The sequence below is a fragment of the Paraperlucidibaca sp. genome (assembly GCF_982810325.1).
Window position 1 is genome coordinate 20,465 of sequence record NZ_CEYEMI010000009.1, and the last position, 24,986, is coordinate 45,450.

General features: G+C 53.1%; 26 protein-coding genes. 21 read left to right on the forward strand and 5 right to left on the reverse strand.

Annotated features, from left to right (window positions below; translation table 11 throughout):
* The 3 genes from AC3DKE_RS04975 to AC3DKE_RS04985 form a co-directional block, all read right to left on the reverse strand.
* A partial coding sequence (locus tag AC3DKE_RS04975; RefSeq protein ID WP_487990167.1) for a thiolase family protein occupies nt 1-206 on the reverse strand: 206 nt, incomplete at its 3' end.
* Entirely contained in the window at nt 203-1,150 is a 948-nt protein-coding gene (locus AC3DKE_RS04980; protein ID WP_487990168.1) for a MaoC/PaaZ C-terminal domain-containing protein, read from the reverse strand. The genes AC3DKE_RS04975 and AC3DKE_RS04980, both read right to left, overlap by 4 nt.
* Before the next feature lie 73 nt (nt 1,151-1,223).
* Complete coding sequence (locus AC3DKE_RS04985; RefSeq protein ID WP_340675187.1) at nt 1,224-1,676, reverse strand: DUF1289 domain-containing protein; 453 nt, start codon at nt 1,674-1,676, stop codon at nt 1,224-1,226.
* A 123-nt stretch (nt 1,677-1,799) separates the two neighbouring features.
* Here AC3DKE_RS04985 and AC3DKE_RS04990 point away from each other — a divergent pair, with 123 nt between their 5' ends.
* From AC3DKE_RS04990 to AC3DKE_RS05005, 4 genes are all read left to right on the forward strand, one after another.
* Nucleotides 1,800-2,177 carry a SirB2 family protein gene (locus tag AC3DKE_RS04990; protein WP_484216827.1) on the forward strand — a complete coding sequence of 126 codons (378 nt, stop codon included), beginning with the start codon at nt 1,800-1,802 and terminating at the stop codon, nt 2,175-2,177.
* A 70-nt stretch (nt 2,178-2,247) separates the two neighbouring features.
* Entirely contained in the window at nt 2,248-2,910 is a 663-nt protein-coding gene (locus AC3DKE_RS04995) for a YiaD family glycine zipper/OmpA-like lipoprotein (protein ID WP_340675189.1), read from the forward strand.
* A gap of 123 nt (nt 2,911-3,033) precedes the next feature.
* The gene (gene tolB, locus AC3DKE_RS05000; protein WP_340675190.1) at nt 3,034-4,338 is read left to right on the forward strand and encodes a Tol-Pal system beta propeller repeat protein TolB; all 1,305 of its coding nucleotides are present in this window, start codon (nt 3,034-3,036) and stop codon (nt 4,336-4,338) included.
* Nucleotides 4,339-4,394: 56 nt separating this feature from the next.
* Nucleotides 4,395-4,985: an OmpA family protein gene (locus AC3DKE_RS05005; RefSeq protein WP_484216828.1), complete on the forward strand. Its 591-nt coding sequence runs from the start codon at nt 4,395-4,397 to the stop codon at nt 4,983-4,985.
* On the opposite strand, the gene can is transcribed toward AC3DKE_RS05005, so the two are convergent.
* Nucleotides 4,958-5,611: a carbonate dehydratase gene (can, locus tag AC3DKE_RS05010; protein ID WP_340675192.1), complete on the reverse strand. Its 654-nt coding sequence runs from the start codon at nt 5,609-5,611 to the stop codon at nt 4,958-4,960. The genes AC3DKE_RS05005 and can overlap by 28 nt on opposite strands.
* Nucleotides 5,612-5,715: 104 nt before the next feature.
* On the opposite strand from can, the gene AC3DKE_RS05015 reads away from it, so the two are divergent.
* The 7 genes from AC3DKE_RS05015 (at nt 5,716) to mazG (ending at nt 14,391) form a co-directional block, all read left to right on the forward strand.
* Nucleotides 5,716-7,077, forward strand: coding sequence for a deoxyguanosinetriphosphate triphosphohydrolase (locus AC3DKE_RS05015; protein ID WP_340675193.1), 1,362 nt, complete (start codon nt 5,716-5,718; stop codon nt 7,075-7,077).
* 89 nt (nt 7,078-7,166) lie between these two features.
* The gene (locus AC3DKE_RS05020) at nt 7,167-7,934 is read left to right on the forward strand and encodes a 3-hydroxyacyl-CoA dehydrogenase (RefSeq protein WP_340675194.1); all 768 of its coding nucleotides are present in this window, start codon (nt 7,167-7,169) and stop codon (nt 7,932-7,934) included.
* A 117-nt stretch (nt 7,935-8,051) separates the two neighbouring features.
* Nucleotides 8,052-8,954: a cysteine synthase CysM gene (gene cysM, locus AC3DKE_RS05025; protein ID WP_340675195.1), complete on the forward strand. Its 903-nt coding sequence runs from the start codon at nt 8,052-8,054 to the stop codon at nt 8,952-8,954.
* Nucleotides 8,951-9,781: a 3'-5' exonuclease gene (locus AC3DKE_RS05030; RefSeq protein WP_487990169.1), complete on the forward strand. Its 831-nt coding sequence runs from the start codon at nt 8,951-8,953 to the stop codon at nt 9,779-9,781. Before cysM ends, AC3DKE_RS05030 begins: the two co-directional genes overlap by 4 nt.
* A gap of 45 nt (nt 9,782-9,826) precedes the next feature.
* Nucleotides 9,827-11,194 (forward strand): 23S rRNA (uracil(1939)-C(5))-methyltransferase RlmD, encoded by a 1,368-nt coding sequence (gene rlmD, locus AC3DKE_RS05035; protein WP_411730060.1) that lies wholly within the window; start codon nt 9,827-9,829, stop codon nt 11,192-11,194.
* Nucleotides 11,195-11,260: 66 nt separating this feature from the next.
* Entirely contained in the window at nt 11,261-13,549 is a 2,289-nt protein-coding gene (relA, locus tag AC3DKE_RS05040) for a GTP diphosphokinase (protein WP_340675198.1), read from the forward strand.
* Nucleotides 13,546-14,391 (forward strand): nucleoside triphosphate pyrophosphohydrolase, encoded by an 846-nt coding sequence (mazG, locus tag AC3DKE_RS05045; RefSeq protein WP_340675199.1) that lies wholly within the window; start codon nt 13,546-13,548, stop codon nt 14,389-14,391. Before relA ends, mazG begins: the two co-directional genes overlap by 4 nt.
* 75 nt (nt 14,392-14,466) lie before the next feature.
* On the opposite strand, the gene AC3DKE_RS05050 is transcribed toward mazG, so the two are convergent.
* Complete coding sequence (locus AC3DKE_RS05050; RefSeq protein WP_487990170.1) at nt 14,467-15,066, reverse strand: porin; 600 nt, start codon at nt 15,064-15,066, stop codon at nt 14,467-14,469.
* 325 nt (nt 15,067-15,391) lie between these two features.
* On the opposite strand from AC3DKE_RS05050, the gene AC3DKE_RS05055 reads away from it, so the two are divergent.
* From AC3DKE_RS05055 to AC3DKE_RS05100, 10 genes are all read left to right on the forward strand, one after another.
* A complete protein-coding gene (locus AC3DKE_RS05055) occupies nt 15,392-16,591 on the forward strand; it encodes an OprO/OprP family phosphate-selective porin (protein WP_487990171.1) in 1,200 nt (399 codons plus the stop codon).
* A gap of 202 nt (nt 16,592-16,793) precedes the next feature.
* On the forward strand, nt 16,794-18,428 hold the full coding sequence (gene pyrG / locus AC3DKE_RS05060; protein WP_487990172.1) for a CTP synthase: 1,635 nt from the start codon (nt 16,794-16,796) through the stop codon (nt 18,426-18,428).
* A gap of 102 nt (nt 18,429-18,530) precedes the next feature.
* The gene (kdsA, locus tag AC3DKE_RS05065; RefSeq protein ID WP_411730062.1) at nt 18,531-19,376 is read left to right on the forward strand and encodes a 3-deoxy-8-phosphooctulonate synthase; all 846 of its coding nucleotides are present in this window, start codon (nt 18,531-18,533) and stop codon (nt 19,374-19,376) included.
* A gap of 52 nt (nt 19,377-19,428) precedes the next feature.
* The gene (eno, locus tag AC3DKE_RS05070; protein ID WP_411730063.1) at nt 19,429-20,724 is read left to right on the forward strand and encodes a phosphopyruvate hydratase; all 1,296 of its coding nucleotides are present in this window, start codon (nt 19,429-19,431) and stop codon (nt 20,722-20,724) included.
* Between the two features lie 3 nt (nt 20,725-20,727).
* Nucleotides 20,728-21,126: a cell division protein FtsB gene (ftsB, locus tag AC3DKE_RS05075; RefSeq protein ID WP_379067819.1), complete on the forward strand. Its 399-nt coding sequence runs from the start codon at nt 20,728-20,730 to the stop codon at nt 21,124-21,126.
* On the forward strand, nt 21,123-21,839 hold the full coding sequence (gene ispD, locus AC3DKE_RS05080) for a 2-C-methyl-D-erythritol 4-phosphate cytidylyltransferase (protein ID WP_340675309.1): 717 nt from the start codon (nt 21,123-21,125) through the stop codon (nt 21,837-21,839). Before ftsB ends, ispD begins: the two co-directional genes overlap by 4 nt.
* Nucleotides 21,836-22,333 (forward strand): 2-C-methyl-D-erythritol 2,4-cyclodiphosphate synthase, encoded by a 498-nt coding sequence (ispF, locus tag AC3DKE_RS05085; RefSeq protein WP_340675310.1) that lies wholly within the window; start codon nt 21,836-21,838, stop codon nt 22,331-22,333. The genes ispD and ispF overlap by 4 nt, the downstream gene beginning before the upstream one ends.
* On the forward strand, nt 22,330-23,484 hold the full coding sequence (gene truD, locus AC3DKE_RS05090) for a tRNA pseudouridine(13) synthase TruD (protein ID WP_484216831.1): 1,155 nt from the start codon (nt 22,330-22,332) through the stop codon (nt 23,482-23,484). Before ispF ends, truD begins: the two co-directional genes overlap by 4 nt.
* Entirely contained in the window at nt 23,465-24,226 is a 762-nt protein-coding gene (gene surE, locus AC3DKE_RS05095; RefSeq protein ID WP_340675312.1) for a 5'/3'-nucleotidase SurE, read from the forward strand. Before truD ends, surE begins: the two co-directional genes overlap by 20 nt.
* 73 nt (nt 24,227-24,299) lie before the next feature.
* Complete coding sequence (locus tag AC3DKE_RS05100; RefSeq protein ID WP_340675313.1) at nt 24,300-24,974, forward strand: protein-L-isoaspartate(D-aspartate) O-methyltransferase; 675 nt, start codon at nt 24,300-24,302, stop codon at nt 24,972-24,974.
* Nucleotides 24,975-24,986: the final 12 nt, after the last annotated feature.

The following is a 24,986-nucleotide window of genomic DNA, read 5'->3' on the forward strand; positions in this document are numbered from 1 at the left end:
GCGACGTTCGAGGTTTCGACTTCATGTACCACGGTGCCAGCCATGACCATGCCGAGCTGTTCGGGGTCGATGTCGCTGCGCGCGAGTACACCGCGAATGGCGTAAGCGGCGAGTTCATAGCTCATCAGTTGCGAATAGGCGCCGCCTGAGTCTAAAAATGGCGTGCGGCTACCGCAGACAATCATGGCTTTACTGAGTTTGCTCATGAGGCGCTCCCGGCAGCTTGTGCACCAGCGGCTTTAGTGCCAGCGGCTTTAGTGCCAGCGGCTTTAGTGCCAGCAAAGCGGCCCACTAAATGCATGCCATGACCAGAGACTACGCGCAGTGCATGTTGCCCATCGGCGTCGATGCTTGGGCTAACGTCTACCGATACTTCGCCGCTAGGCATGGGCAATGGTTTTACCCAACGGATATCTAGCTCTTGAATATCCCAGCCGGCATTGAGCAGGGTTTCCCAGGTTTTCGCGAGCTGGCCAAAGCCATGCAAGATGCAGCTACCAGTGGCGGTGCGGCGGCCAACTGCAGGCATGGTATGAATGGGGTTGAAGTCGCCGGTGAGGAAGGCGAAGCGCAAGCCATCTTTAGCGTCTACCGACCAGCTGCCCGTTGCCTCAAAGGCGGGCTCGACACGTTCGCTGGTGGCATTTTTATCACGCGGGCCAAGCAGCACGGCGGCATAGCTATCGATATCTAAACAGCGACCTAGGCCTTCAATGCTGGCTTCGATGCGCATATGAATACGCAGGCGATTGCCTACTTCTTTCACTTCAACGAGCTGGCCTTCCAGCGTCATCGGCATGCCGCGTGGGATGGGCTGATGCATCACCATATGCACACCCTGATTCAGCAAGGTGGTGAGATTGTAAGGTGCTAAGCGGCCCAGTTCAGCCAGTAATGGCATAGCCCAGTGGCTGCAAAAATGCGCCGGTACAGTATCGCGATAACGCGCGGCGGGTGCGCCGGTCCATTCGCTATAGGCATCGATTAGTTCATCGCTGGCGGGCAAAATGTGATCGTCTTTACGCACCGGCATTGCCGGCAGTTTGCTTGGGCGAGTCAGTGAGTTGCTCGAGAGCACGCCGGCTTTTAGCATGGCGTAAATTTTTGGCAGTTGCTGAGGTAAAAAACGGATAGGTAAATCGTTAGTCATGACAAGTCTCGTACAAAAAATAGATTACAGAATTTAAAGATACATGCACTTAGGCGTGTGAATCTTGCCCTAGCTAAAACTGAAGTGCACGCAACAAATCGCGTTCGTAATAAGCGCTCGCCAAGGTGTGCAGTTCGACGTTCATTAATTCCTTTAGCTCATACAAGCTCATCGCAGATGTATCTAGGCGGCGCACACCATAAGGCGTGAGGTCGCTGAGTTGGCGGGCGGCGTTTTTGAGCAAGATTTGCAGCCAAGTCCATGGAGTGGCCTCGAAGCGATAGCTTAGGCGAAGCTGGTCCAGTGTTTGCCGCAGCAGCTGAGCATCGATAATTTCAAAATAGCGCGGCATGATTTGTGTCAGCAGGCCATCTAAGCGATGCCAAATTAAGCGCTTTTGTTCGGCGCTGTAGCGGTTCCACTCAACCACTTCATGCAAATAGCGGCGACAGCCCCGGCAAACAATATCGCCATAAGTGGTCGAGCAGATGCCAACGCAGGGCGTTGGGACGGTTTCAAACGGCATCAGAAAAACCTATGCAAAAACGGCAAGCTTCTGACGATAGCAAAATTTGCGACCGTTGGGCTTGAACCAATGCGCGTACTCTGCGACAAAGAGTGCTTAGTTTTCTAGCCAAAAGGTAATTGCGTGAATACATATATGATGTTGAAGCATCCCCATATGCTAATAGCGGCGCTGCTTACGCTGGTGTATTTGTGGAGAGGTTTCTATTTGCTTACTGGCCAAGCAGAGCGACCAGCAAAGCTTTTGCGCATTGCACCGCATATTTTAGCTACCATCATGTTAGTGACCGGTTTTGCCATGATTTATCAGGTTGGCGCTATACCTGGCTGGGCTTTACTTAAGCTAGTGCTGCTGGTGGCCTTTATTGTTTGCGGCACGGTGGCGTTTCAGCGTTCACGCGGCTCTAGCATTGCCAAGCCGATCTTTGCTGTCGGCTTAGGCCTGTTATTTATGATGTGCTGGTTGGCGGTGGCTAAGCCTGCAATGGGTGTTTTCGGGTAAACTGCTACGCGGCGTAAACCTAAGCGTGATGGCTGCGTTTAGGCGAGTATCTATATCTAGGAGTTTTATTATGCGTTTAATGATGATTGCAATGGCCGCTGGCGCCATGGTGTTAGCGGGCTGTACAACAAACCCTTATACCGGCGAACGCCAAGTAGCTAAAGGCACATACGGTGCTGCTATCGGTGCTGCTATCGGTTGCGGTATTGCTACAGCAACTACTAAGCACGGCAAGCGTAATGAGCGTTGCTTGCAGGGCGCAGCCATTGGCGGCGTAACTGGCGGTGGTGTTGGCGTCTATATGGACGTACAAGAAAAGAAATTACGTGATCGTTTAGCGGGCGTTGGTGTTGGTATTCAGCGTGATAAAAATACCGGCATCATCACCTTGATCATGCCTGGCAACATTACCTTTGCCACAGCGCAAAGCGGTGTTCGTTCCGACTTCTATCCAGTGCTTGATGCTGTTGCTGACGTACTGAAAGAGTATGACGAAACATCGATCACCGTTTCTGGTCATACCGATAATGTTGGTGCAGCTAGCTACAACCAAACGTTGTCGCAACAACGTGCTTCATCAGTTGCCGGCTACTTGGTTAGTCGTGGCGTTGCTGGTAACCGTGTATCGGCTATTGGTAGTGGCATGAACCAGCCTATCGCTAGCAATGCTAACGAAGCTGGCCGTTCGCAAAACCGTCGTGTGGAAGTTGTGATTAACCCACCACGTGGCTAATTCTGCTACACGATAGAAAAAGCGCGCCTCAGGGCGCGTTTTTTTTGCTTAATAATGTAGGTGTAGTGTCATCAGGGTGATGGCTTTTGCGTTGTACTTGAATTGGCTAATTCGGAGGGGCATATGATGTGGCGAGTTTGTACCGCAGCGTTGTTATTACTGCAGATGGCCACGGCGCATGCCTCTTTGACAGTGCATATTCAGCAGACCCTAGAGAAGGGTTTGGATCTTGCAGTCGCTAACTTCTCTGGCCCAGCAGCTGGCGAGCCTTTGGGCGATATCATTCGTAATGATTTGCGCCACAGCCCAGGCTTGCGCGTTGCCGAACAAGCAGTCGGTGCATGGCAGCCAGGCGTTATGGAGTTTAATGAGGCGGCGCCAACGGTCACGAGCTTGACTGAGGCGGAGGCATCCAACGAACCGGCCCCGGCTCTGCCGAAATATATTGTGCAAGGTTTTGTGCAGCAAATTGCACCGCAGCGTTATCACTTTAGCTATGCCGTAGTCGAGCCAGCAACGCAGCGCGTGGTGCTGAGTGGGCAGCTGAAGGCGGGTAATGGTCGCTGGCGTGCGGTTGCGCATTACATCAGTGATGCCGTGTATGAAAAGCTCATTGGTGTGCCAGGCATGGCATCGCGTCAATTAGCCTATGTGCAAGTGCAGCAAGGCTCGCGGTATCGCCTGATGCTTGCTGATAGCGATGGTGCCAATGCCCGCACATTGCTGCAGTCGACCCAGCCGTTGCTATCGCCTAGTTGGTCGCCCGATGGCAAGACGATTGCGTATGTGAGCTTTGAGGATGGTCAATCGGCTATCTATAGCCAAAATATAAGTAGTGGTGAGCGCACACGCTTGACTGCTCTCACAGGCACTAGCGCTGCTCCGAGCTGGTCTCCCGATGGCCAACGCTTAGCGATGTCGTTATCGGCCGCAGGTAATACGGATATCTATATTTACCGCCTGAGTGATGGCGACCTGCAGCGTGTCACGGATCATGCCGCGATTGATACCGAACCAACGTGGGCTGCCGATGGCAATTCGCTCTTGTTCACTTCTGATCGCAGCGGTCGTGCGCAGATCTATCGCCTTGACTTAAGAAGCAATGACGCTCAGCGTGTCAGCTTCACTGGTCGCTTTAATGCGCGAGCAGCGCTGGATCCAACTAGTGATGCCATCGTGACGATTCATGATAGCGGCGATGGTCGTTACCGCGTGGCTGTTTTAGAGCCGAGACGTACGCCGTGGTTTCTGAGCAGTGGGGCATTGGCGAGCTCGCCGAGCTTTGCATCCAATGGTCTGCTGCTGACCTATACCGAACAAACCGCTGGCGGTGACCGTGTCTTCTTCGTCTCGCGAGATGGGCAGTTGCGCTGGCAGTGGCCAGAGCGCCTTGGCACGGTACGAAGTGCTGTGTGGGCGCCTAAATAGCACCAGTTTTCCGTTGTAATACTTGTTGTATCCCATCCTCAGTAGGAGCATTCCTTATGCAAAAGCGCCACCTTGCTGCACTCATTAGTGCCAGTATTTTCACCGTAACGTTGTCTGGTTGTGCGATGTTTCGCAGCGAGCCAACAGCGCCACCTGTAACGCCGGATATGAGTTCCGACACACTGCCAGCAGCTGCAGAAATAATAGCGGTTGATGCTGGTGTCGGCGCAATTGCAAACTGTAGCCGCGCGCAGTTACAAGCGCTGCTGAATGCGCAAACACCTGAGATTGCGCAGTTGTTGCGCCATAATGTGTACTTCTTTGGCACCGATGCTAGCGAGCTGTCACCTGATGCGTTGGCTAGCTTGAATGCGTTAGCAGGCGTGCTGAAAGCTGCTCAAGGTGTCAGTGTCCAGCTTGATGGCCATACAGATGCGCGTGGCACGCATGACTACAACTTGGCGCTCGGCGAGCGCCGCGGCAATGCAGTAGCTAGCTATCTGCAAAGCCAAGGTGCACAAGCGGCACAGATGGCAGTGGTCAGCTTTGGTAAAGAGCAGCCAGTTGCTGAAGGTAATGATGAATCAGCGTGGGCACAAAATCGCCGCGTTCAAGTCGCTTATTCTGCTTGCGATATGGCTCCCTGAGCCGTTAGCACCGCTTTTGCCAGCGACGGGGTGGGCTGCGATGCACTGCAGTGCACGCCAAGGTCGCGCAAAATACCATCGCTAATGCTGAAAATAAGGCCATGTACGGAAACGTCTTGGCCTTTTGCCCAAGCGCTTTTTAAAATGGTGGTATTGGCAACGTTGGCAACCTGCTCAACGACATTGAGCTCGCAGAGTAAATCCAGCTTAGCCTCATAAGATAAACCGTCGAAACGCGAAGCGTGATAGCGATGAATATCTTTAATGTGCTGCAGCCAGTTATCGATCAAGCCAAAGCTTAGGTTGTCTAAAGCAGCCTTCACACCGCCGCAGCCATAGTGGCCGGTAACCAAAATGTGTCTAACTTTCAGCACTTCTACTGCGTACTGCAGGACGGATAGGCAGTTCATGTCAGTGTGAACGACTAAGTTGGCGACGTTGCGGTGAACAAATACCTCGCCGGGCGCTAAGCCCATAATTTCATTAGCTGGAACGCGGCTATCGGCGCAACCTATCCACAGTAGTTGTGGCGATTGTTGTTGAGCTAACTTTTCGAAAAAGTCAGGCTCTTTGTCTTTAATCGCATCGGCCCAACGCACATTATTCTTAAATAGAGCATCTAACATTGTCGTTTCTCTTTAATGAACCGCAGTGAGTATGCCACGCTCTGCGCTAGCCTTTATGTCGGCTTTTGTCGATGATGTAAACATTGTTGTTAAGGGATTCTGATATGACATCGCCTCGTATGGGCTGGCCGCAGCTGCTGTCGCCGCAACGCTTTAAGGTCAAAAATGAGCAGATTATCGCGGCCCCGGCAGCGGCTACCGATCAAGGCTTAGCAGGCCTGCGCTCGGAGTTTCATATCGACCATGATCGTGTAGTCTTTTCTACTGCATTTCGCCGACTTGGTCGCAAAACTCAGGTGCATCCGCTGGCACAGCATGACCATACCCATAACCGACTAACGCATAGCGTGGAGGTTGCCAGTGTCGGCCGCAGCTTGGGTAACCGCGTTGGCGCCAGCTTGGAAATTAGCCCACATGAGTTGCCAGAAGGTTTCACTCCTTTTGATGTTGGCGGCATCGTGCAGGTAGCTTGCCTTGCGCACGATATGGGCAACCCGCCATTTGGTCATACCGGTGAATACGCCTTACGGGACTGGTTTCGTGATCCAGCGCGCGCCGAGTTGCTAGCACCGTTAACCAACGCTGAGCATTGCGACATCACAACCTATGAGGGCAATGCTCAAGGCCTACGCCTAGTGTGTTCGCAGGAAATGTATCGCAACGAGGGCGGTATGCGCCTCAGTGCTGCCACGGTCGGTGCTTTAGTAAAGTATCCATGGACTGCGCAGTGCTATCCCAAGCGTGGCAAGTTCAATATCTACCAAGCGGAGCTGCCTTATTATCGCGAGGTGGCGAAGTCGCTGGGCTTAATTCAGCGCGGCGATGAGCAGTGGGCGCGGCACCCATTGTCTTATTTGATGGAGGCCGCTGACGATATTTGCTATGCCATTGTCGATTTAGAAGATGCGGTGGAGATCGGCATTCTCGATTTGCATGAGCTAGAAAGTTTGCTCGGCCCTATTGTTCACCCCGATAAGCAGTGGCATATCCGCGATCCGCGCCAATACGCGGCGGCGCTGCGCGGCACCATGGTTGGCGCCTGCGTTAGCGATTTAGCCGACACTTTTATGCGCCATCACGATGCGCTCTTGCATGGCGAATTGCCTGGCAAAGATTTGATTGCCGTGGCTAGCCCGACCATTCGCGATGCGCTTTTGGCTGCCAAACAACTCGCGCACGACAAGGTCTATCGCCATCGCAGCAAAGTTGTCACTGAAATCGCGGCTTACCCCTGCTTAGGCATTGTGCTCGATACATTAATGCCGGCGGTGCATGCCTTCTGTGTGCATGGTCCAGACGCGCTATCGCCACGTCAACAAACCCAACTGGCCTTACTTGAAACGCCCTTAGAGCCTGGCTTGTCGCTATATCAAGGCTATTTGCGCGTGTTCGATTTTGTCGGCGGCATGACCGATAACCACGCCGCACGTTTGGCGCGAGAAATATCCGGCCTAGGTCTTATCTAAGCCCGCATGTGTATTTGAGTCGGCGCTAGGCAGTGCTATGCTCGCCCGCGGTGACTGATTAGTCGCAGTCAATTTAGTCGGAGTTTTTTATGCAGTTAACGAATAGTGTCGCCATCGTTACCGGTGGTGCATCAGGTTTAGGTTTTGCTACAGCGCAGGCATTTATTGCCAAAGGTGCGCGCGTGGCCTTGTTTGATTTGAATGAAGAGACCGGTGCTGCTGCCGCTAAAGAGCTAGGTGAGAATGCTCGCTTTTGCCGCGTTAACGTCTCCGATGAAGCGTCCGTGCAAGCTGGTTTAGCCGATGTTGTTGCGGCCTGGGGCGGTGTTCATATTGCAGTGAACTGTGCCGGCATTGGCAGCGCGATGCGGACTGTTGGTAGAAATGGCCCGCACTCATTGGACGTATTTAGTAAGGTAATTGCGGTGAACTTGATCGGCACATTTAATGTCACGCGCTTAGCCGCTGCTGAGATGGCTAAAAACGAAGGCAATGCCGACAACGAGCGCGGCGTGATTATCAACACAGCATCGGTTGCGGCGTTTGATGGCCAAATTGGTCAGGCGGCGTACTCGGCATCGAAAGGCGGCGTTGTTGGCATGACGCTACCATTGGCACGTGATTTAGCCAGCATTGGTGTGCGCGTGAATACCATTGCACCGGGCATCTTTAATACGCCATTGCTTCAGTCTTCACCGGATAGCGTGAAGCTGCCATTGATCGAAATGACGCAATTCCCTAAACGTTTAGGTCTGCCTTCAGAGTATGCGCAGCTAGCTGCTCAGTTAGTCGAAAACGCCTTTATGAATGGCGAAACCATTCGTATCGATGGCGCGATTCGTATGGCGCCACGCTAAGTCGTCATATGTAGCGGCTGATGAACGCTGCTGCATCCGGCTTCTGATAAAGCCCGTGCTATGTCCTAGCACGGGCTTTATCTTTACAATTGGCACACTTTAGCGCTGAGTGCTGTCATGACTTACCCCACCATTGCCGACTGCGTTGGCAACACGCCCTTGGTTCGCCTACAACGACTGCCCGGTGACACCAGCAATACCATTCTTGTGAAGCTCGAAGGCAATAATCCCGCCGGCTCAGTGAAAGATCGTCCTGCTTTAATGATGATTAACGAAGCTGAGCGCCGTGGTGATATTCGACCTGGCGACACATTGATTGAGGCCACCTCGGGTAATACTGGCATTGCTTTAGCCATGGCAGCGGCAATTAAGGGCTATAAAATGCGCTTGATCATGCCTGCGAGCCAAAGTCAGGAGCGCCGCGATGCGATGGCGGCCTATGGCGCCGAGCTGATCTCCATGGATGCCGGCATGGGCATGGAGGAGGCGCGAGACCTAGCGCTGCGTTTGCAGGCCGAAGGCGAGGGCGTGGTGCTCAATCAGTTTGGTAATAGCGATAACCCCTTGGCGCACTATCGTGGCACTGGCCCAGAGATTTGGCAGCAGACCAATGGTCAGATCACGCACTTTATTAGTTCGATGGGCACAACTGGTACCATCATGGGCGTTTCGCGCTACTTAAAAGAGCAAAATCCAGCAGTGCAAATTGTCGGCCTGCAGCCAATAGATGGTGCTTCGATACCCGGCATTCGGCGTTGGCCAGAGGCGTATTTGCCCACGATTTTTGAGCGCGATCGCGTCGATGTTGTTGTCGATACATCTCAGCAAGCAGCCGAAGACACCATGCGCCGTTTAGCCCGTGAAGAAGGCATATTTTGTGGAGTGTCGTCGGGTGGCTCGGTATGGGCGGCGCTAGAGCTATCAAAAACTGTCGAAAACGCCGTCATCGTGGCGATTATTTGTGATCGAGGTGACCGCTATTTATCCACTGGCGTATTTTCTTCGGATGATCGCGCATGAATACATTAGTGTTCGACATCGAAACCGTACCCGATATTGCTGGCGGTCGTCGCCTCTATGGTCTTGATGGCCTAGATGATGCCGCCGCCGCCGAAGCAATGTTTAAGCTGCGTCGACAAGAAACCGGTGGCTCCGACTTTATTCGCCACTCATTGCAACGAGTGGTGTGTATTTCTGCCGTGTTGCGCTCGCGTGATGGCGTGAAAGTTTGGTCATTGGGCGATGAGTCGTCGAGTGAGTCCGATCTGATTTCGCGCTTTTATCAGGGCTTGGAGCGCTTCAACCCAACCTTGGTGTCGTGGAATGGCAGTGGTTTTGATTTGCCGGTACTGCACTACCGTGCCTTGCTGCACGGCATTTCAGCGCCCACCTATTGGGATCAGGGCGAACTGAATCGCGATGCTAAATTTAATAACTACCTCGGTCGCTTTCACTCACGCCACACCGATGTCATGGATGTGCTGGCGGGCTATCAAGCACGTGCCGTACAGCCCTTAGATCAAGTGGCTAGCTTGCTGGGTTTTCCCGGTAAAAATGGCATGGATGGTGGTCAAGTATGGCCAACATTTTTGGCCGGCGACTTGGGCAGTATTCGCAATTACTGCGAGTCTGATGTGCTCAACACTTACTTGGTTTGGCTGCGTTTTCAGCAGATGCGCGGGCAGCTAGACGCAAGCCAGCTCGCTGAAGAGTTCACGCTGCTTGAAAATGCTCTTGTCGCTGCTAATCAACCACATTTAAGCGAGTTTTTGGCGCAATGGCAGACGGCAACAGCAGCCATGCCATTAATCGATCCGCCGCTAAATACCCCGATTTCTTCCCATTAATATTGCGCCGCCAGCCTTAAAGCTGGGGCGTGATTAGAGTCTGTTATGTCGCGTAAACACAATAAATTGAACGCCATGGAGCCAATGGCGCTAACCGTGACCAAGCTTGGTCACGATGGCCGTGGTATTGCGCATCGCGAAGATGGCAAATTGATATTTGTCGATGGCGCTTTGCCGGGCGAGCAGGTGGTGGTGAAGCTCACCAATCTGCATAAAAAATACGATGAAGGCCGAGTCATTGAAGTTATCACCGCTTCTAGCGATCGCGTTGACGCTCCGTGTGCGCACTTTGGTGTCTGTGGTGGTTGTTCGCTACAACATATGTCGCGCGAAGCGCAGCTGACATTGAAGCAGTCAGTATTGGCTGAGCACCTCCAGCACTTTGGTGGCATCGTCCCGCAAGAATGGCTGCCGCCGTTAGTTAGCGACAATATTTCCTATCGCCGTAAGGCTCGTATGGGCGTGCGCTATGTCATCAAAAAAGAGAAGTTGCTGGTCGGTTTCCGTGAGCGCCAAGCCAGCTTTCTCGCTGAGCTTGATTCCTGCGTGGTCATGGATCCTCGCCTAGGTTTGAGCATCACTGCTTTCCGTGAGCTGATAGGCGGCTTAGAGGCGCGTGATCATATCCCGCAAATCGAAGTGGCCGCCGGCGATGAGCTTGATGGTGTAGCGCCAGTGGCTTTGGTGTTTCGACACATGAATGAGCTGAGCAAAGGCGACCGCCAAGCGCTCATCGACTTCTGTGCTGAGCGTGGCTGGCAATGTTATTTGCAGCCAGGCAATTACGACACTGTGCATAAGGTGTGGCCTGAAGATGGCCCCGATCGTCTGGCCTATGAGCTGCCGTTTAAAACGCCTAGCGGCACCGATTTGCGTCTAGCCTTTCACCCAAATGACTTTACTCAGGTTAATGCCGAGATAAACCAGCGCATGCTGCCGTTGGCATTGGACTTGCTAGATATTCAGCCAGAAGATCGCGTCTTGGATCTGTTTTGTGGTCTTGGCAACTTCACCTTGCCATTGGCGACAAAGGCTCGGGAAGTCGTTGGAGTCGAGGGTTCGCAGGCGATGGTCTTGCGTGGCCAAGAAAATGCCACAGCCAATGGCTTAAATAATGTGTCGTTTTATATGCATGACCTGACGAAAGAAATTGCCAGCCAGCCATGGGCGACACTGGGCTTTGACCGGGTTTTGATTGATCCGCCGCGTAGTGGTGCGCTGGAAGTTTTGCCACATATTGTGAGCTTGAAGCCCAAGCGCATCGTCTATGTGTCATGTAATCCTGCCACGCTAGCGCGTGATGCCGGCGAGTTGGCCAAGGCCGGCTACGTGCTGTTGAAGGCAGGTATCATGGATATGTTTACGCATACCACGCATGTGGAGTCGATTGCGGTATTTGAAAAGCGGCGCTAGGCGCCCCATAACAGTGCTAGTAAGCACTGTTATGGCAACGCAAATAAGCAAAAAGAGAGCGCTCCGATGGTAAAAGTACGCGCTGACTACCCGACCTTAGCCGACGGCTCAGTAGACTTTGAGACCTGGCTAGACCGGGTCGAGGATCACGTTGAGCTGCATGATCGTGCAGAACTTTTGCGTGCCTGCCTCCGCGCTGAGCAGCTCGATCGTGATGCTGTTGCGCGTCATAATATTTGGTCATCGCGTACCTCAAGCTTCCTCACTGGCCTAGACATGGCTGATATTTTGTCTGAGCTCAATCTCGATCAAGAGTCGTTGATGGCGGCGGTGCTTTATCGTGCCGTTCGCGAAGGCAAAATTGAGCTGGCTCAGGTAGATAAAGAGTTCGGTCCTGATATTGCCGGCCTGATCGAGGGCGTACTACGCATGGCGGCCATTAGCCGTCTGATTAACCCTGATCTGCATAATAAAAACAGCGATGAACATCAGCTCGATAACGTCCGCAAAATGCTTATCGCAATGATCGATGATGTCCGCGTGCCGCTAATTAAGCTCGCTGAGCGTACTTTCGCTATCCGCGAGTTGAAAGATGCTAGCGACGAGCGTAAGCGCCGTGTCGCCCGCGAGATTTTCGATATTTACGCGCCATTAGCGCACCGGCTTGGCATCGGTCATGTGAAATGGGAGCTGGAAGATCTCTCATTTCGCTATCTTGAGCCTGAGGCCTATAAGCAAATTGCCAATCTGCTTGATGAGAAGCGCCTCGACCGCGATGGTTATATTGCGCAGGTTATTGAAACCGTGCGCGTGCAGCTCGAGCGTATGGGCATGGGACCGATTGAGGTCACCGGTCGAGCCAAGCATATTTATTCGATTTGGCGAAAAATGCAGCGTAAAGGTCTCGGCTTTCATGAGCTTTTTGATGTCCGCGCGATTCGTATTTTGCTGCCCGATGTGCGCGATTGCTATGCCGCACTAGGTGTCGTGCACTCGCTGTGGAAACATATTCCGAAAGAGTTCGACGACTATATTGCGACACCAAAAGAGAACGGCTACCGCTCTCTGCACACGGCAGTCATTGGCCCGTCCGGCAAGCCTATCGAGGTGCAAATTCGTACTTTTGATATGCACGAAGAGGCTGAACTCGGCGTTTGTGCGCATTGGACTTACAAAGAAGGCAAGGCCTCTCGCTCCGACGCGCGCTACGAAAACAAGATTGCCTGGTTGCGCCAAGTTCTTGAGTGGCAAGATGATATTGGTGACCAGCGCATAGAAGAGCTGGCTGAGCAAATTAACCTTGCCATCCATGACGAACGTATTTATGTGTTTACTCGCGATGGCCAAGTCATCGATCTGCAAGCTGGCTCAACACCTTTAGATTTCGCTTACCACATCCATACTGAAGTGGGTCATGGCTGCCGTGGCGCCAAGGTTAATGGGCGTATTGTGCCGCTGACTTACAAGCTAAAAACCGGTGAGCAGGTCGACATCATGACGCATCGCGGTGGTCATCCTAGTCGTGATTGGATGAATCCATCGCAAGGGTTTTTGGCGGCTAGCCGCTCGATAGCTAAAGTGCGCACTTGGTTTAAGCAGCAGGCGCGCGAAGGCAATGTAGCAGAAGGTCGCGGCCTGCTTGAGCGCGAGCTGTCGCGCCTAGGTATCGCACTACCGAAAGGCACGCTAGATCGCTTATCCCCGCGCTTTAATATGCGAACAGGCGAGGATGTGCTTGCAGCTCTAGGGGCTGGCGATTTGCCATTGGCGCGGATTACGCATGCATTGAGTGGTGAGCAATCGGCTGCGCAACAAGAGCTGGCATTGCCGGAGATAGCGCTACGTGCTCCACGTAGCGATCAAAACGGTGCCGGCATCATGATCGAAGGTGTGGGCAACTTACTCAGCCATGTCGCCGGATGCTGTAAGCCGGTGCCAGGCGAGTCGATTGTTGGCTTTATTACACAGGGGCGCGGCGTCAGCATTCATGCCCGTGGCTGTGCTGATTACGAACGCATGGCACAAGAGGATCCAGCGCGCACGCTTGATGTGCAATGGCAGCTCAATGAGCAAGCTTCGTACCCAGTGGATATTATGGTGCGAGCATGGGATCGCACAGGCTTATTGCGTGATGTCACGGCAGTATTGGCCAATGAGCAAGTCAATGTTACTGGTGTACAAACCCAGTCTGATAAGCACGATGCTACGGCAACTTTGCGTCTGACTATGGAGGTGTCGAGTCTAGATAAGTTGTCGCGTGTACTCACGCGCATTGAGCAGCTGGCCATGGTGATTGAGGCGCGACGGCTGACCGAGCATCGCCTGCCGTCGGATTCTGCTGGAGAGACTCAATGAGCGCTACTTCAGTGCATTCGGAGCAGGCATTGCGCCAGCTTTTAGCCATCATGGCTCGTCTGCGAGATCCTGAGCAGGGTTGTGCTTGGGACTTAGCGCAAGATGCACAAACGTTGGCGCCATATACCATCGAAGAGGCTTATGAGGTTGTCGATGCTATTGCCAGCGGCGATAGCGCCGCGCAATGCGAGGAGCTTGGCGACTTACTATTGCAAATTGTTTTCCAAGCGCAAGTTGCTAGCGAGCAGGGCGGCTTCAATTTTGCTGATGTCGCCGAGGCGATTAGCGCGAAGTTAATTCGCCGTCATCCGCATATCTTTCGTGATGACCGCCTCGATTTGCCGCGTATTGATCTGACGGCTGAGCAGGTGAGTGCGCAATGGGATGAGATTAAGGCGGTCGAGAAAGCGCTGAAGGCGGTGCAAGGCAAGTCCATTGAGCCTGTGGCGTTTCTCGACAAAGTTGGGGCCGGCCATAGTCCATTACGCCGAGCTGAAAAGCTGCAAGCGCGCGCAGGTGAGGTGGGCTATGACTGGCGAGATCCGCGCCCGGTTTTGGCCAAGTTGCGCGAAGAGATCGATGAGTTTGAGCAGGCCTTGGAGCAGGGCTTAGGCCAAGAGGCATTGCAAGATGAGCTTGGCGATATTTTATTTTGCACGACTAATCTCGCGCGCCAAGTGAGTGTCGATAGTGAGCAAGCATTACTCGGTGGTATCGCTAAGTTCCGTCGTCGCTTTGGCTATATTGAGCGCGAGCTATTGGCGCGAGATGAGTCTCTTCAAGAGTCGACGATAGAGGCTATGGAAGTGCTTTGGCAGGCGTCTAAGCGAGAAGGTTTGTAGGCTGAGGCTAGCTTAGGCGTGAGTTGCGAGCAAAAAAGAGAGAGGTGTTTAGCCTCTCTCAATGCTCCGCACGTATTACTTAAATGTGTAGCGTGCACCGACACGAAGTGTGTCTAGATCTACGTCGGCTGATGGTCCTGATGCAGTAGTTTCAAGTTGAGCCATTCGGTACTCAATGAAGCCTGCTACCTCAGGTGTAAAGGCATAGCTTGCACCGACCTCGTATTCCACGCCATCTAAATCATCAACATCGGTATAGCCGATTCGGGCATATGCGCTTAAGTTTTCGACTGGAGAAATACTGGCGTGAACGTTCGCAGAGTAGCCGCGCAATGAAGTGCCAGGGCCACCACCATTTATGTCAAGAGTAACTGTTTCTAAACCCCCGCCAACGCTAAAGCCATTCATGCCACGGTCATAGCTTAAGCCAATACGGGTTTCTTTTAAGTTGCCATTTGCGGTGTCTAGGTCAGCATCTTGGTGAAGAGCGGTTAGGCTTACGCCATGGCCAAGCTCGGCTAAGCCGCGGAAGCCGTAACCATTACCGTCATCGCTGCCTCCTCCTTGAATATCTAAGTCTTGATCTACATAGAACACATCCACAGAGCTGCCAGCGAAGGCGCTAAGTGGTGCGGCAACTAGAGCAACTGCCAGAGCAATTTTTTGTAATTTCATGAGGTAACCTCTTATTCTTAATTGAATGCATGCATTGCGAGTACAGCCAAGACCGTACGTAATGAGTAAAATCTAGATACATAAGACATACAATGCTTGCACTAAATTGGTGCGACCAACGGTAGTAAATTGCGACTGAGTGGTCATGAAATATTCATATTCAGTGTCAACCGATCGGATTGTCACGAAACCGTCACAAAAACTTCGATGAAATGTCATATTTAAAAGCCATAGTCGCGGCAACCCAAAAGCGGGCACCTAAATAGGTCCCTGGGTTGGCTGCCAAGCGGCCTAATCCCCCTAAGCTGATATGCAGAGGTAAATAATGAAACATGCAATCAAGATGACCGCGCTGGCTGTATTTGCCGCCTCCTTTGGCGCGACCGCCCTGGCCGCAGACAAAGCCTCGACTACCGGTGGCTTTAAAATTAAATCGGAAGATGGCAACTTCGAAGCCAAGATCGGTGGTCGCATCCATTTTGATGCCAACTACTACACCGATGAAGACGACATTAATGTCGGCACGCAAAATAGCGGCAATGACTTTTTCTTCCGCCGCGCACGCTTAACCTTAGAAGGCCGTGCATACGACTTCAAATACAAATTTGAAAATGACTTTGCCTCTTCAGGTGCTGGCGCTTCAAAGAATAACGAAGGCCTCCGTGAAATGTGGATTGGCCGTGAAGTGCTTGGTGGTGCCAACCTGCGTTTAGGTCAGGCTAAGCCATACCGCGGCATGGAAGAGTTAACAAGCTCCAATGAGCTGACCTTCATGGAGCGTCCATTTGCGACAGCTACAGGCATTTATGGTGAGCAGTTTGTTCTAGGTGCTTTCTTAGATGGCCATGGCGAAGGTTATGGTTGGGGTGTGTCGGCATACTCGCCACGTTCAGCGTCTGATGCCAATAAGGGCGGTAATGGCGCCAACGCTCGTGGCTTCATCGTACCGATTCGCTCGAATGGCAATCTCGTACACATTGGCTTAAGCGCATCGATTGATAAGTACGGCGTTGGTAACGAGAAAAACCCCAATGTTCGCGTTGTTGGTCGTGAAAATGGCTTGAAAAGCGGTAACTTGCTAGCGACTAAATATGATGAGCAAACCACGATTGCTGCTGAATTGGCTGCTCGTTTTGGCGCCATGACATTGCAAGGTGAGTATGCAAAGGCAGCCTTCAAAGACACCATTACTGCTGTGCCTAACCCCGATCAAGACGTGAATACCTATTACGTGCAAGCTAGCTACATGCTAACTGATCACGTTAAGCCATATGACTTCAAAAAAGGTGTGTTTAAGTCACCTAAAGTGGATGGTGAAGAAGGTGCGTTAGAGCTAAAAGCACGTTTTGACACGATTGAAAATAAAGACATCAGCGGTAATGAAGCGTCTTATTACACGGTCGGTTTGAACTACTACGCAACACCAAATACACGTTTTATGCTTGAGTATGTGGATGGTGAAACAGAAGTAGGTACAGACAAGAGTGCATCTGCTGTTACTGCTCGCGCACAGTTCAACTTCTAAGTTGTCCTAAACGCAGCAAAAAAGGCCCTTCGGGGCCTTTTTTCATGGTCAAGCAAAAAACTCAAGGACTTAGGCCGTATTGACTGCGTGATAAGCCAGCTCTGCCCCTCCCCGCCATGTGGAGTGCGTGATAACATCCTATCCCGTCTTAGCACCGACTTTCTCCGGTGTGCCAAAGTTCACGCGATAGCCTGGAATGTTCATGACTAAATATATATTCGTCACCGGCGGGGTGGTGTCTTCCTTGGGTAAGGGCATTTCAGCAGCCTCCTTAGCTGCCTTGCTGGAAGCGCGCGGTTTCGCCGTGACCATGATCAAGATGGACCCCTACATCAACGTTGACCCCGGCACTATGAGTCCGTTTCAGCACGGTGAGGTGTTTGTCACCAGTGATGGCGCTGAAACTGATCTCGACTTGGGCTATTACGAGCGCTTTTTGCGCCGTGGTCGTATGACCAAGAAAAATAACTTCACCTCTGGTCGCGTCTATCTCGACGTACTCACCAAAGAGCGCCGTGGCGACTATTTGGGCGGCACAGTACAAGTTATTCCGCATATTACCGACGCGATTAAACAGCGTGTGCGTGATGGCGCGCGCGGTCATGACATCGCCATTGTTGAAATTGGTGGCACCGCCGGCGACATCGAATCGCAACCATTTATGGAAGCGGTGCGGCAGATGCGCATTGAGCTGGGTTATCAGGGCTCTTTATTGATGCACCTGACTTTGGTGCCTTATATAGCCTCGGCTGGTGAGCTGAAAACCAAGCCAACACAGCATTCGGTAAAAGAGCTGCGCTCCATCGGTCTGCAGCCAGACATCCTTATTTGTCGTTCAGAGCATGACGTACCGGATGAGTCGCGCCGCAAAATTTCGCTGTTCACTAACGTCGAAGAGCGCGCAGTCATCATCGCTAAAGACGCGAAATCGATTTACCAAATTCCGCGCCGTTTTAACGAGCAAGGCCTCGATGATTTTGTCGTTGAGCGTCTAGGCCTAGCCGCACCAGCAGCCGATTTGAGCGACTGGGATGCTGTGGTTGACGGCCTGATGAATCCTGAGCGTGAAGTGTGTGTGGCCATGGTCGGAAAATACGTTGAGCTTATTGATGCCTATAAGTCGATCAATGAAGCGCTGCTGCATGCCGGCATTAAAAATCATGCAAAAGTAAAAATTCGCTACATCGATGCCGAAGCGATTGAGCAGCAAGGTTTGAGCTTACTCGATGGCGTTGATGCGATTTTGGTACCCGGCGGCTTTGGCGATCGCGGCACCGAAGGCAAGATTGCTACCGTTCGTCATGCCCGCGAAAACGCGATTCCCTACCTCGGTATTTGCTTAGGTATGCAAGTCGCGGTCATCGAGTACGCGCGCAATAAAGCCGGCCTTGACGATGCAAACTCCAGTGAGCTCAAGCCCGGCTGTGCGCACCCGGTCATCGGTCTAATTACTGAGTGGCAAACCGAGTCGGGTGCCATTGAGCGCCGCGATGCCAATTCAGACCTCGGCGGCACCATGCGCTTGGGCGCACAGCAGTGCCATTTAGTGCCTGGCACCTTGGCGCACAGCGTGTATGGCGCCGATGAAATTACTGAGCGCCATCGCCACCGTTATGAAGTCAACAATACCTATGTGCCGCAGCTCGAAGCTGCTGGCTTGCGTATTTCGGGCTATAGCGCCGATAAGTCCTTGGTTGAGATGGTCGAAATTCCTGATCACCCCTGGTTTGTTGCCTGCCAGTTCCATCCTGAGTTCACCAGTTCGCCGCGCGATGGCCACCCGCTATTCAGCGGATTTATTGCTGCCGCGCTGCTACACGCTGACTCACGCGGTTAAGCTTCTGAGTTGCTGGCATTGAGCACCGCGAGCGTAATGAATAATGCGCCGCGGACTTAACGAATAAAGCGCCGCGAGCGCACATAAAAAGAGGACTGAGCGATGACCGAGAAAACGATTTCCTTAGGCGCTATCGAGATGGCCAACAGCAAACCATTCGTGCTGTTCGGCGGCATGAATGTGTTGGAATCGCGCGATATGGCGATGCAGATCTGTGAGCACTACGTCACGGTCACCGAGAAGCTGGGCATCCCTTATGTGTTCAAGGCCTCGTTCGATAAAGCCAACCGTTCTAGCGTGAGCTCATATCGTGGACCAGGCTTAGAAGAAGGCCTGCGCATTTTTGAAGAGATCAAAAAGACCTTCAATGTGCCCATCATTACCGATGTGCATGAGCCAGAGCAGTGCGCACCAGTAGCTGAAGTGGTCGATATCATTCAGCTGCCAGCATTCTTGTCGCGGCAGACTGACTTGGTTGTGGCCATGGCGAAAACCAAAGCCCTCATCAATATCAAAAAGGCGCAGTTTTTAGCGCCAAAAGAGATGGGCCATATCCTCGCCAAGTTTGAAGAGGCTGGTAACGACCAGCTCATTCTGTGCGAGCGCGGCTCCAGCTTTGGTTACAACAACTTAGTCGTCGATATGCTCGGCTTTGGCATCATGAAGCAGTTTGACTACCCCGTGTTTTTCGATGTCACGCACGCGCTGCAAATGCCCGGCGGCCTGTCGAACGCCGCTGGTGGTCGTCGTGCGCAAGTCACTGAGTTGGCACTAGCAGGCATGAGCCAAAAGCTCGCAGGCTTATTTTTAGAAGCACATCCAGACCCTGAAAAAGCCAAATGCGACGGCCCTTGCGCCTTGCGCTTGTCACAGCTGGAACCATTCTTGGCGCAAGTGAAAGCCATCGATGATTTGGTAAAAAGCTTCCCCGTTCTCGACACTCATTAATTCATAAGGCTTGCCGTTAGTGGCAAGCCCAATAGCCCTTGGAGAGCCAAAAATGGCGATTATTGTAGATATTCGCGGTCGCGAAATCATGGATTCGCGCGGCAACCCCACCGTTGAAGCAGACGTGATTTTAGACAACGGCATGATGGGTCGCGCCACTGCGCCTAGCGGCGCTTCCACCGGCTCGCGCGAGGCTCTTGAGCTGCGCGATGGCGATAAGTCGCGTTACCTCGGCAAAGGCGTACTCAATGCTGTGGCCAATATTAACGGCCCCATCCGCGAGCTGCTGGTTGGCAAAACTGTGTTTGATCAAGCAGATTTAGATCACGCCATGATCGCGCTAGATGGCACTGAGACTAAGTCATCGCTAGGCGCTAATGCGATTTTGGCTGTGTCATTAGGCATTGCTAAAGCTGCTGCGCAAGCCAAAGGCCAGCCGCTTTATGCTTATATTGCTAGCCTGCGTAAAAACACCCAGTTCACCATGCCAGTACCGATGATGAACATCATCAATGGCGGCGAGCACGCTGATAATACTGTTGATATTCAAGAATTCATGGTTGAGCCAGTCGGCTTCACTAGCTTTGCTGAAGCGCTGCGTTGCGGCGCTGAAATTTTCCATGCCTTGAAAGGTGTGTTGAAAAAACGCGGCTTAAACACGGCTGTGGGCGATGAGGGCGGCTTTGCGCCAAACTTAAGCAGTAACGAAGAAGCGCTGAAGGTTATTGTTGAAGCCATCGGCATTGCCGGCTACAAAGCGGGCGAGAACGTCATGCTGGCACTCGATTGCGCCGCTTCTGAGTTCTATCACGATGGCAAATACGTGCTCGAAGGCGAGGGCAATAAGTCCTTCACTTCAGCTGAGTTTGTTGACTATCTCGCGGGTCTTTGCGATCGCTACCCCATCATTTCGATTGAAGATGGTTTGGACGAATCGGATTGGGCAGGTTGGAAAATTCTCACCGATAAGCTCGGCCACCGTGTGCAACTAGTCGGCGATGACTTGTTTGTCACCAATCCCGCCATCCTGCAAAAAGGCATCGACCAAGGCGTGGGCAACTCGATTCTGATCAAGTTCAACCAAATTGGCACATTGACTGAAACTTTGGACGCGATTTATTTGGCCAAAGCCAATGGCTATAGCACGGTAATTTCGCATCGCTCGGGTGAAACTGAAGATGCCACTATTGCTGACTTGGCTGTGGCAACAGCCGCTGGCCAGATCAAAACTGGTTCGCTGTGCCGCTCCGATCGCGTTGCGAAATACAACCAGCTGCTGCGTATTGAGCAAGAGCTCGACTACAGCGCGCCGTATCGCGGCAAGGCCGAGTTCAAGGGCTTAGCGTAAGTCATGACAGCTGCTCCCAGCCTGAGTCGAACCTTGCTATGGCTGGCGGCGGCTATCTTTGTGGTGCTGCAGCTGAGTCTGTGGTTCGGCGAAGGTGGCGTTCGCGATGTGCATCGGCTTAAAGGCGCGGTTGCGCTGCAGCAGGCAGAAAATCTCCGCCTGCGTCAGCGCAACGATGTTTTAGAGGCTGAGGTCAATGATCTAAAAACAGGCCATGCTGCAATTGAAGAGCGCGCACGGTTAGATCTTGGCATGATCAAAGACGATGAAACTTTTTATCTGGTGACGGGTAAAGCCTTGTCGGGTTCTGCAACCGCGCGAATGCCCGCGACACCAGCGGTGGTGCATGCGCCTAAAGATAGCGCTTCAGAGTCTGCGGCGGAGCCTGAGCGCCAACCATGAGTGCATATTTTGCAGTCGTCCCTGCTGCCGGAATAGGCACTCGTTTTGGCGGCAACCAAGCTAAGCAATACGCCATCCTTGATGGCCAGCCTGTGATTGCACACAGTCTTCAGCGCTTGCTAGATCTCGATGAAATCTCCCATATTGCATTAGTGCTGGCGGCTCATGATGAGCAGGCTGCGCTAGTTTCGGCTGTGCAGAATGCACGAGTTAGTCGCGTTGCTGGTGGTGCCGAGCGCATGGACTCGGTGCTGGCGGGCTTGCTGTCGCTGAAGCAAGCACGCGATGAAGACTGGGTACTGGTTCATGATGTTGCTCGGCCTTTGCTACGGCCGAATGATGTGCGCGAGTTGATTAACGCCTGTGCGCAGGATGATGTCGGTGGCCTATTGGCCCATGATGTGCGCGATACCATGAAGCAGAGTAGGGCTAATTCAGCGGAGCTTCGCGTTGAGGCAACTGTGCCGCGTGCTGGTCTGATGCATGCACTTACGCCGCAGCTATTTCGCTACGGCTTATTGCGTGATGCGTTATTGGCCGCACGCGCCGATGGTGTGGTGGTCACTGATGAGTCTGCCGCCATTGAGCGCCTCGGCCATCGCCCACGCCTAGTGTTGGGCGCGCGCGACAATATAAAAATCACCTACGCCGACGACCTTGCCCTCGCGGCGTTTTATTTATCGGCGCAACGCGCGCAAGGAATCTGCTCATGACCAGCTCTGCTGCTTTGCGTCCACGCATCGGCCACGGCATCGATGTGCACCGCTTTGGCGAAGGCGATTCGGTCACGCTCGCCGGTATTCGCATCGCCCACACGCATGGCTTGATGGCCCATTCCGATGGTGACGTAGCTTTGCACGCCTTATCGGATGCGCTACTTGGTGCGCTAGCCTTAGGCGATATCGGCAAGCATTTTCCCGATACAGACGCCGCTTTCGCTGGTGCCGACAGCCGTGAGCTATTACGCAAAGTCTTGGTGCTCATTCATGCCCGTGGCTATGTCGTGGGTAACGCCGACCTCACCATCATGGCCGAGCAACCGCGTCTGCGACCACATATTGATGCCATGCGCGCTGTCGTTGCGGAAGACCTTCAGGTCGCGCTCGATACCGTGAGTGTGAAGGCGACGACCACAGAGCAACTTGGTTTTGTCGGTCGCCGCGAAGGCATTGAGGCGCATGCCGTGGTGATGTTGTGGCCGATATGAGTGAGTTGCCTGCTTCAAGCGAAACATGCACAAGTCACACGCCAGCGCTGCGCGGGGATTGCCCTTCTCCGTGGGGCGAGCCATTAGCTCGTGCGCAATTAAAAGCCACGCCTGATGATTTTCAGGTAGTGGAAGTTATGGGCTTTGAGCCCAGCGGCGAGGGTGAGCATCTGTGGTTATGGGTGGAGAAGTGCGGTCTCAATACCGATGCCGTTGCCGCTGATATTGCTCAGCGCCTTGGGCTCTCACGCCAAGCTCTGAGCTATTCCGGTATGAAAGATCGCCATGCGCGAACACAGCAATGGTTTAGCGTGCATTGGCCTGCTGGTGCGGGCACGGCAAACGCCGGCGTTTGGTCATTGGGCGATGAATGGCTGCCGCAAGATAGTCCAAACGCGCAATATCGTGTGCTCAAGCAGGCACGCAGCAATCGTAAATTACGCCGTGGCGCCCATGCCGCCAACCAATTTGTCATCACGCTGCGTCAGTTAAGTTTTATCGGCGCAGCCACACGCGAGCTGCTAGATGAGCGACTCGCCACCATCGCCGTGCACGGCGTGCCGAACTATATTGGTGACCAGCGTTTTGGCCATGGCGGCCGCAATATCGACCAAGGCTTGAGGCTGCTCGCTGAGCGCCGCGCTGGCCAACGCCGCCGCCGTGACCAGCGCGAAAGCATTTGGTTATCGGCTCTGCGCTCGGCGCTATTTAATCGCGTTTTGGCCGCGCGAGTGAGCAATCAAAGCTGGGCGTCATATCTCGTTGGCGATGTTTTACAGCTCGATGGTCGCGGCAGTTTTTTTCAACCGACTGATGACGACGCCAGTTGGCCCGAGCGCCTAAGTGCCGGCCTGATTCATCCCACCGGCCCGATGCCTGGTGCCGGTGAAGCGGCGGTGCATGACGCCGTGGCCGCGCTCGAAGCGCAGACGCTAGCGCCATGGCAACAAATTATCGATGACCTTGCCGCAATTGGCCTACCTAATCAGCGCCGATCCCTGCGCTTGTGTGCCCCTGATTTATCGGCGCAATGGCTAGCTGATGATAGCTTACGCCTGAGCTTTAGCCTGCCCTGCGGTGCGTTCGCCACGGCGCTATTGGCATCGAGTATTGATTTAGAGGAGAGCCCGCATGCGCTTTTTGCTGAGTAATGACGACGGCGTATTAGCGCCTGGCTTGCAAGCAATGGCCGATGCCTTAGCTAATTTAGGCGAGGTCACGGTAGTTGCTCCTGATAGTGAGCGCAGTGCTTTTTCTAGTGCGCTGACACTGGATCGGCCGCTACGCCCGCAGCGCTTAGCCAATGGTTTCATTTCGCTTAATGGCACGCCGGCAGACTGTATTCATGTTGCGCTTAATGGCCTTCTCGATTTCGAGCCAGACTTGATTGTTTCAGGTATCAATGCCGGCCCAAACCTTGGCGATGATGTGCTTTATTCAGGCACGGTTGCGGCGGCATTGGAGGGGCGATTCTTAGGCCATCCAGCCATGGCCGTGTCGTTGGCGAAGCCGAAAATGGACATTCGCGGTATTGATGATTATCGCGCCGCTGCTGCCTACGCCGCACAGCTCATTAGCAAATGGCAGGATATTGGATTGCCACCGCGCTCTTTGCTCAACATTAATGTGCCGGGTGGCGAGCCCAGTGAACACAAAGGCTTTGCTGTGACCCGCCTAGGTCATCGCGCGCGTAGTCAAGATGTGCTGAAGCTACAAGACCCTCGCGGCAACACCGTATATTGGATAGGCGCCTTGGGTGATCCGCTCGATAATGCGCCTGGCACTGACTTTTATGCGGTCTCAGAAGGCTGCATTAGTGTGACGCCACTCGATCCTGATATGACGCATCGTGGTGCCATGAGCACACTGTCGGCATGGATTAAACAATTCTGATGGCTGAATTGTTCTGCCGCCCTGCGTGCTGCGTGCTACATTTGCCCCATCGCTTAGAGATAATAACAACACCATGAGCACCGGCACGCCCTTCGATATTCACGGTTCAGGATTTACGTCTGCCCGCACCCGCGACCGCTTAATGACACGGCTTATTGCGCAGGGTATTACCGATGCGCAAGTGCTTGATGTCATGCGCCAAACCCCGCGGCATGTATTTGTTGATGAAGCGCTTGCGCATCGAGCCTATGAAGACACTGCGCTGCCTATTGGTCACAGCCAAACGCTGTCGCAGCCATATATTGTGGCGCGAATGAGTGAGATTTTACTGGCCGCAGGGCCATGCCAGAAAGTCTTAGAAATTGGCACCGGATCGGGCTATCAAACTGCTGTTTTGGCGCAACTGGTTGGCAGCGTGCACTCCATTGAGCGCATCAAAGCATTGCAGGATAAAGCCCGCGATCGTTTAAAAGCATTAGGGCTTAATAATGTGCGTTTGCGCCATGCCGATGGCATGCAAGGCTGGCCCGGTGAGGGCGAGTACGACGGCATCATTGGCACGGCCGCCGCGATTGGTGTACCACCTGCGCTAATCGACTTATTAGCGGTCGGTGGGCGCATGGTTTTACCCGTAGGCGCTGGCCAAGGACAATCATTGGTGTTGGTGTGTAAAACGCTTGATGGCATCACTCAACAAACCATTGAGCCTGTACATTTTGTGCCAATGCTCGGCGGTGTAGTGGGTTAGGCGCTTAGAGTT

Coding starts and splice junctions, on each gene's coding strand:
- AC3DKE_RS04980 (WP_487990168.1), bottom strand. CDS start 1,150: ATGACTAACGATTTACCTATCCGTTTTTTACCTCAGCAACTGCCAAAA.
- AC3DKE_RS04985 (WP_340675187.1), bottom strand. CDS start 1,676: ATGCCGTTTGAAACCGTCCCAACGCCCTGCGTTGGCATCTGCTCGACC.
- AC3DKE_RS04995 (WP_340675189.1), top strand. CDS start 2,248: ATGCGTTTAATGATGATTGCAATGGCCGCTGGCGCCATGGTGTTAGCG.
- tolB (WP_340675190.1), top strand. CDS start 3,034: ATGATGTGGCGAGTTTGTACCGCAGCGTTGTTATTACTGCAGATGGCC.
- AC3DKE_RS05005 (WP_484216828.1), top strand. CDS start 4,395: ATGCAAAAGCGCCACCTTGCTGCACTCATTAGTGCCAGTATTTTCACC.
- can (WP_340675192.1), bottom strand. CDS start 5,611: ATGTTAGATGCTCTATTTAAGAATAATGTGCGTTGGGCCGATGCGATT.
- AC3DKE_RS05015 (WP_340675193.1), top strand. CDS start 5,716: ATGACATCGCCTCGTATGGGCTGGCCGCAGCTGCTGTCGCCGCAACGC.
- AC3DKE_RS05020 (WP_340675194.1), top strand. CDS start 7,167: ATGCAGTTAACGAATAGTGTCGCCATCGTTACCGGTGGTGCATCAGGT.
- cysM (WP_340675195.1), top strand. CDS start 8,052: ATGACTTACCCCACCATTGCCGACTGCGTTGGCAACACGCCCTTGGTT.
- AC3DKE_RS05030 (WP_487990169.1), top strand. CDS start 8,951: ATGAATACATTAGTGTTCGACATCGAAACCGTACCCGATATTGCTGGC.
- rlmD (WP_411730060.1), top strand. CDS start 9,827: ATGTCGCGTAAACACAATAAATTGAACGCCATGGAGCCAATGGCGCTA.
- relA (WP_340675198.1), top strand. CDS start 11,261: ATGGTAAAAGTACGCGCTGACTACCCGACCTTAGCCGACGGCTCAGTA.
- mazG (WP_340675199.1), top strand. CDS start 13,546: ATGAGCGCTACTTCAGTGCATTCGGAGCAGGCATTGCGCCAGCTTTTA.
- AC3DKE_RS05050 (WP_487990170.1), bottom strand. CDS start 15,066: ATGAAATTACAAAAAATTGCTCTGGCAGTTGCTCTAGTTGCCGCACCA.
- AC3DKE_RS05055 (WP_487990171.1), top strand. CDS start 15,392: ATGAAACATGCAATCAAGATGACCGCGCTGGCTGTATTTGCCGCCTCC.
- pyrG (WP_487990172.1), top strand. CDS start 16,794: ATGACTAAATATATATTCGTCACCGGCGGGGTGGTGTCTTCCTTGGGT.
- kdsA (WP_411730062.1), top strand. CDS start 18,531: ATGACCGAGAAAACGATTTCCTTAGGCGCTATCGAGATGGCCAACAGC.
- eno (WP_411730063.1), top strand. CDS start 19,429: ATGGCGATTATTGTAGATATTCGCGGTCGCGAAATCATGGATTCGCGC.
- ftsB (WP_379067819.1), top strand. CDS start 20,728: ATGACAGCTGCTCCCAGCCTGAGTCGAACCTTGCTATGGCTGGCGGCG.
- ispD (WP_340675309.1), top strand. CDS start 21,123: ATGAGTGCATATTTTGCAGTCGTCCCTGCTGCCGGAATAGGCACTCGT.
- ispF (WP_340675310.1), top strand. CDS start 21,836: ATGACCAGCTCTGCTGCTTTGCGTCCACGCATCGGCCACGGCATCGAT.
- truD (WP_484216831.1), top strand. CDS start 22,330: ATGAGTGAGTTGCCTGCTTCAAGCGAAACATGCACAAGTCACACGCCA.
- surE (WP_340675312.1), top strand. CDS start 23,465: ATGCGCTTTTTGCTGAGTAATGACGACGGCGTATTAGCGCCTGGCTTG.
- AC3DKE_RS05100 (WP_340675313.1), top strand. CDS start 24,300: ATGAGCACCGGCACGCCCTTCGATATTCACGGTTCAGGATTTACGTCT.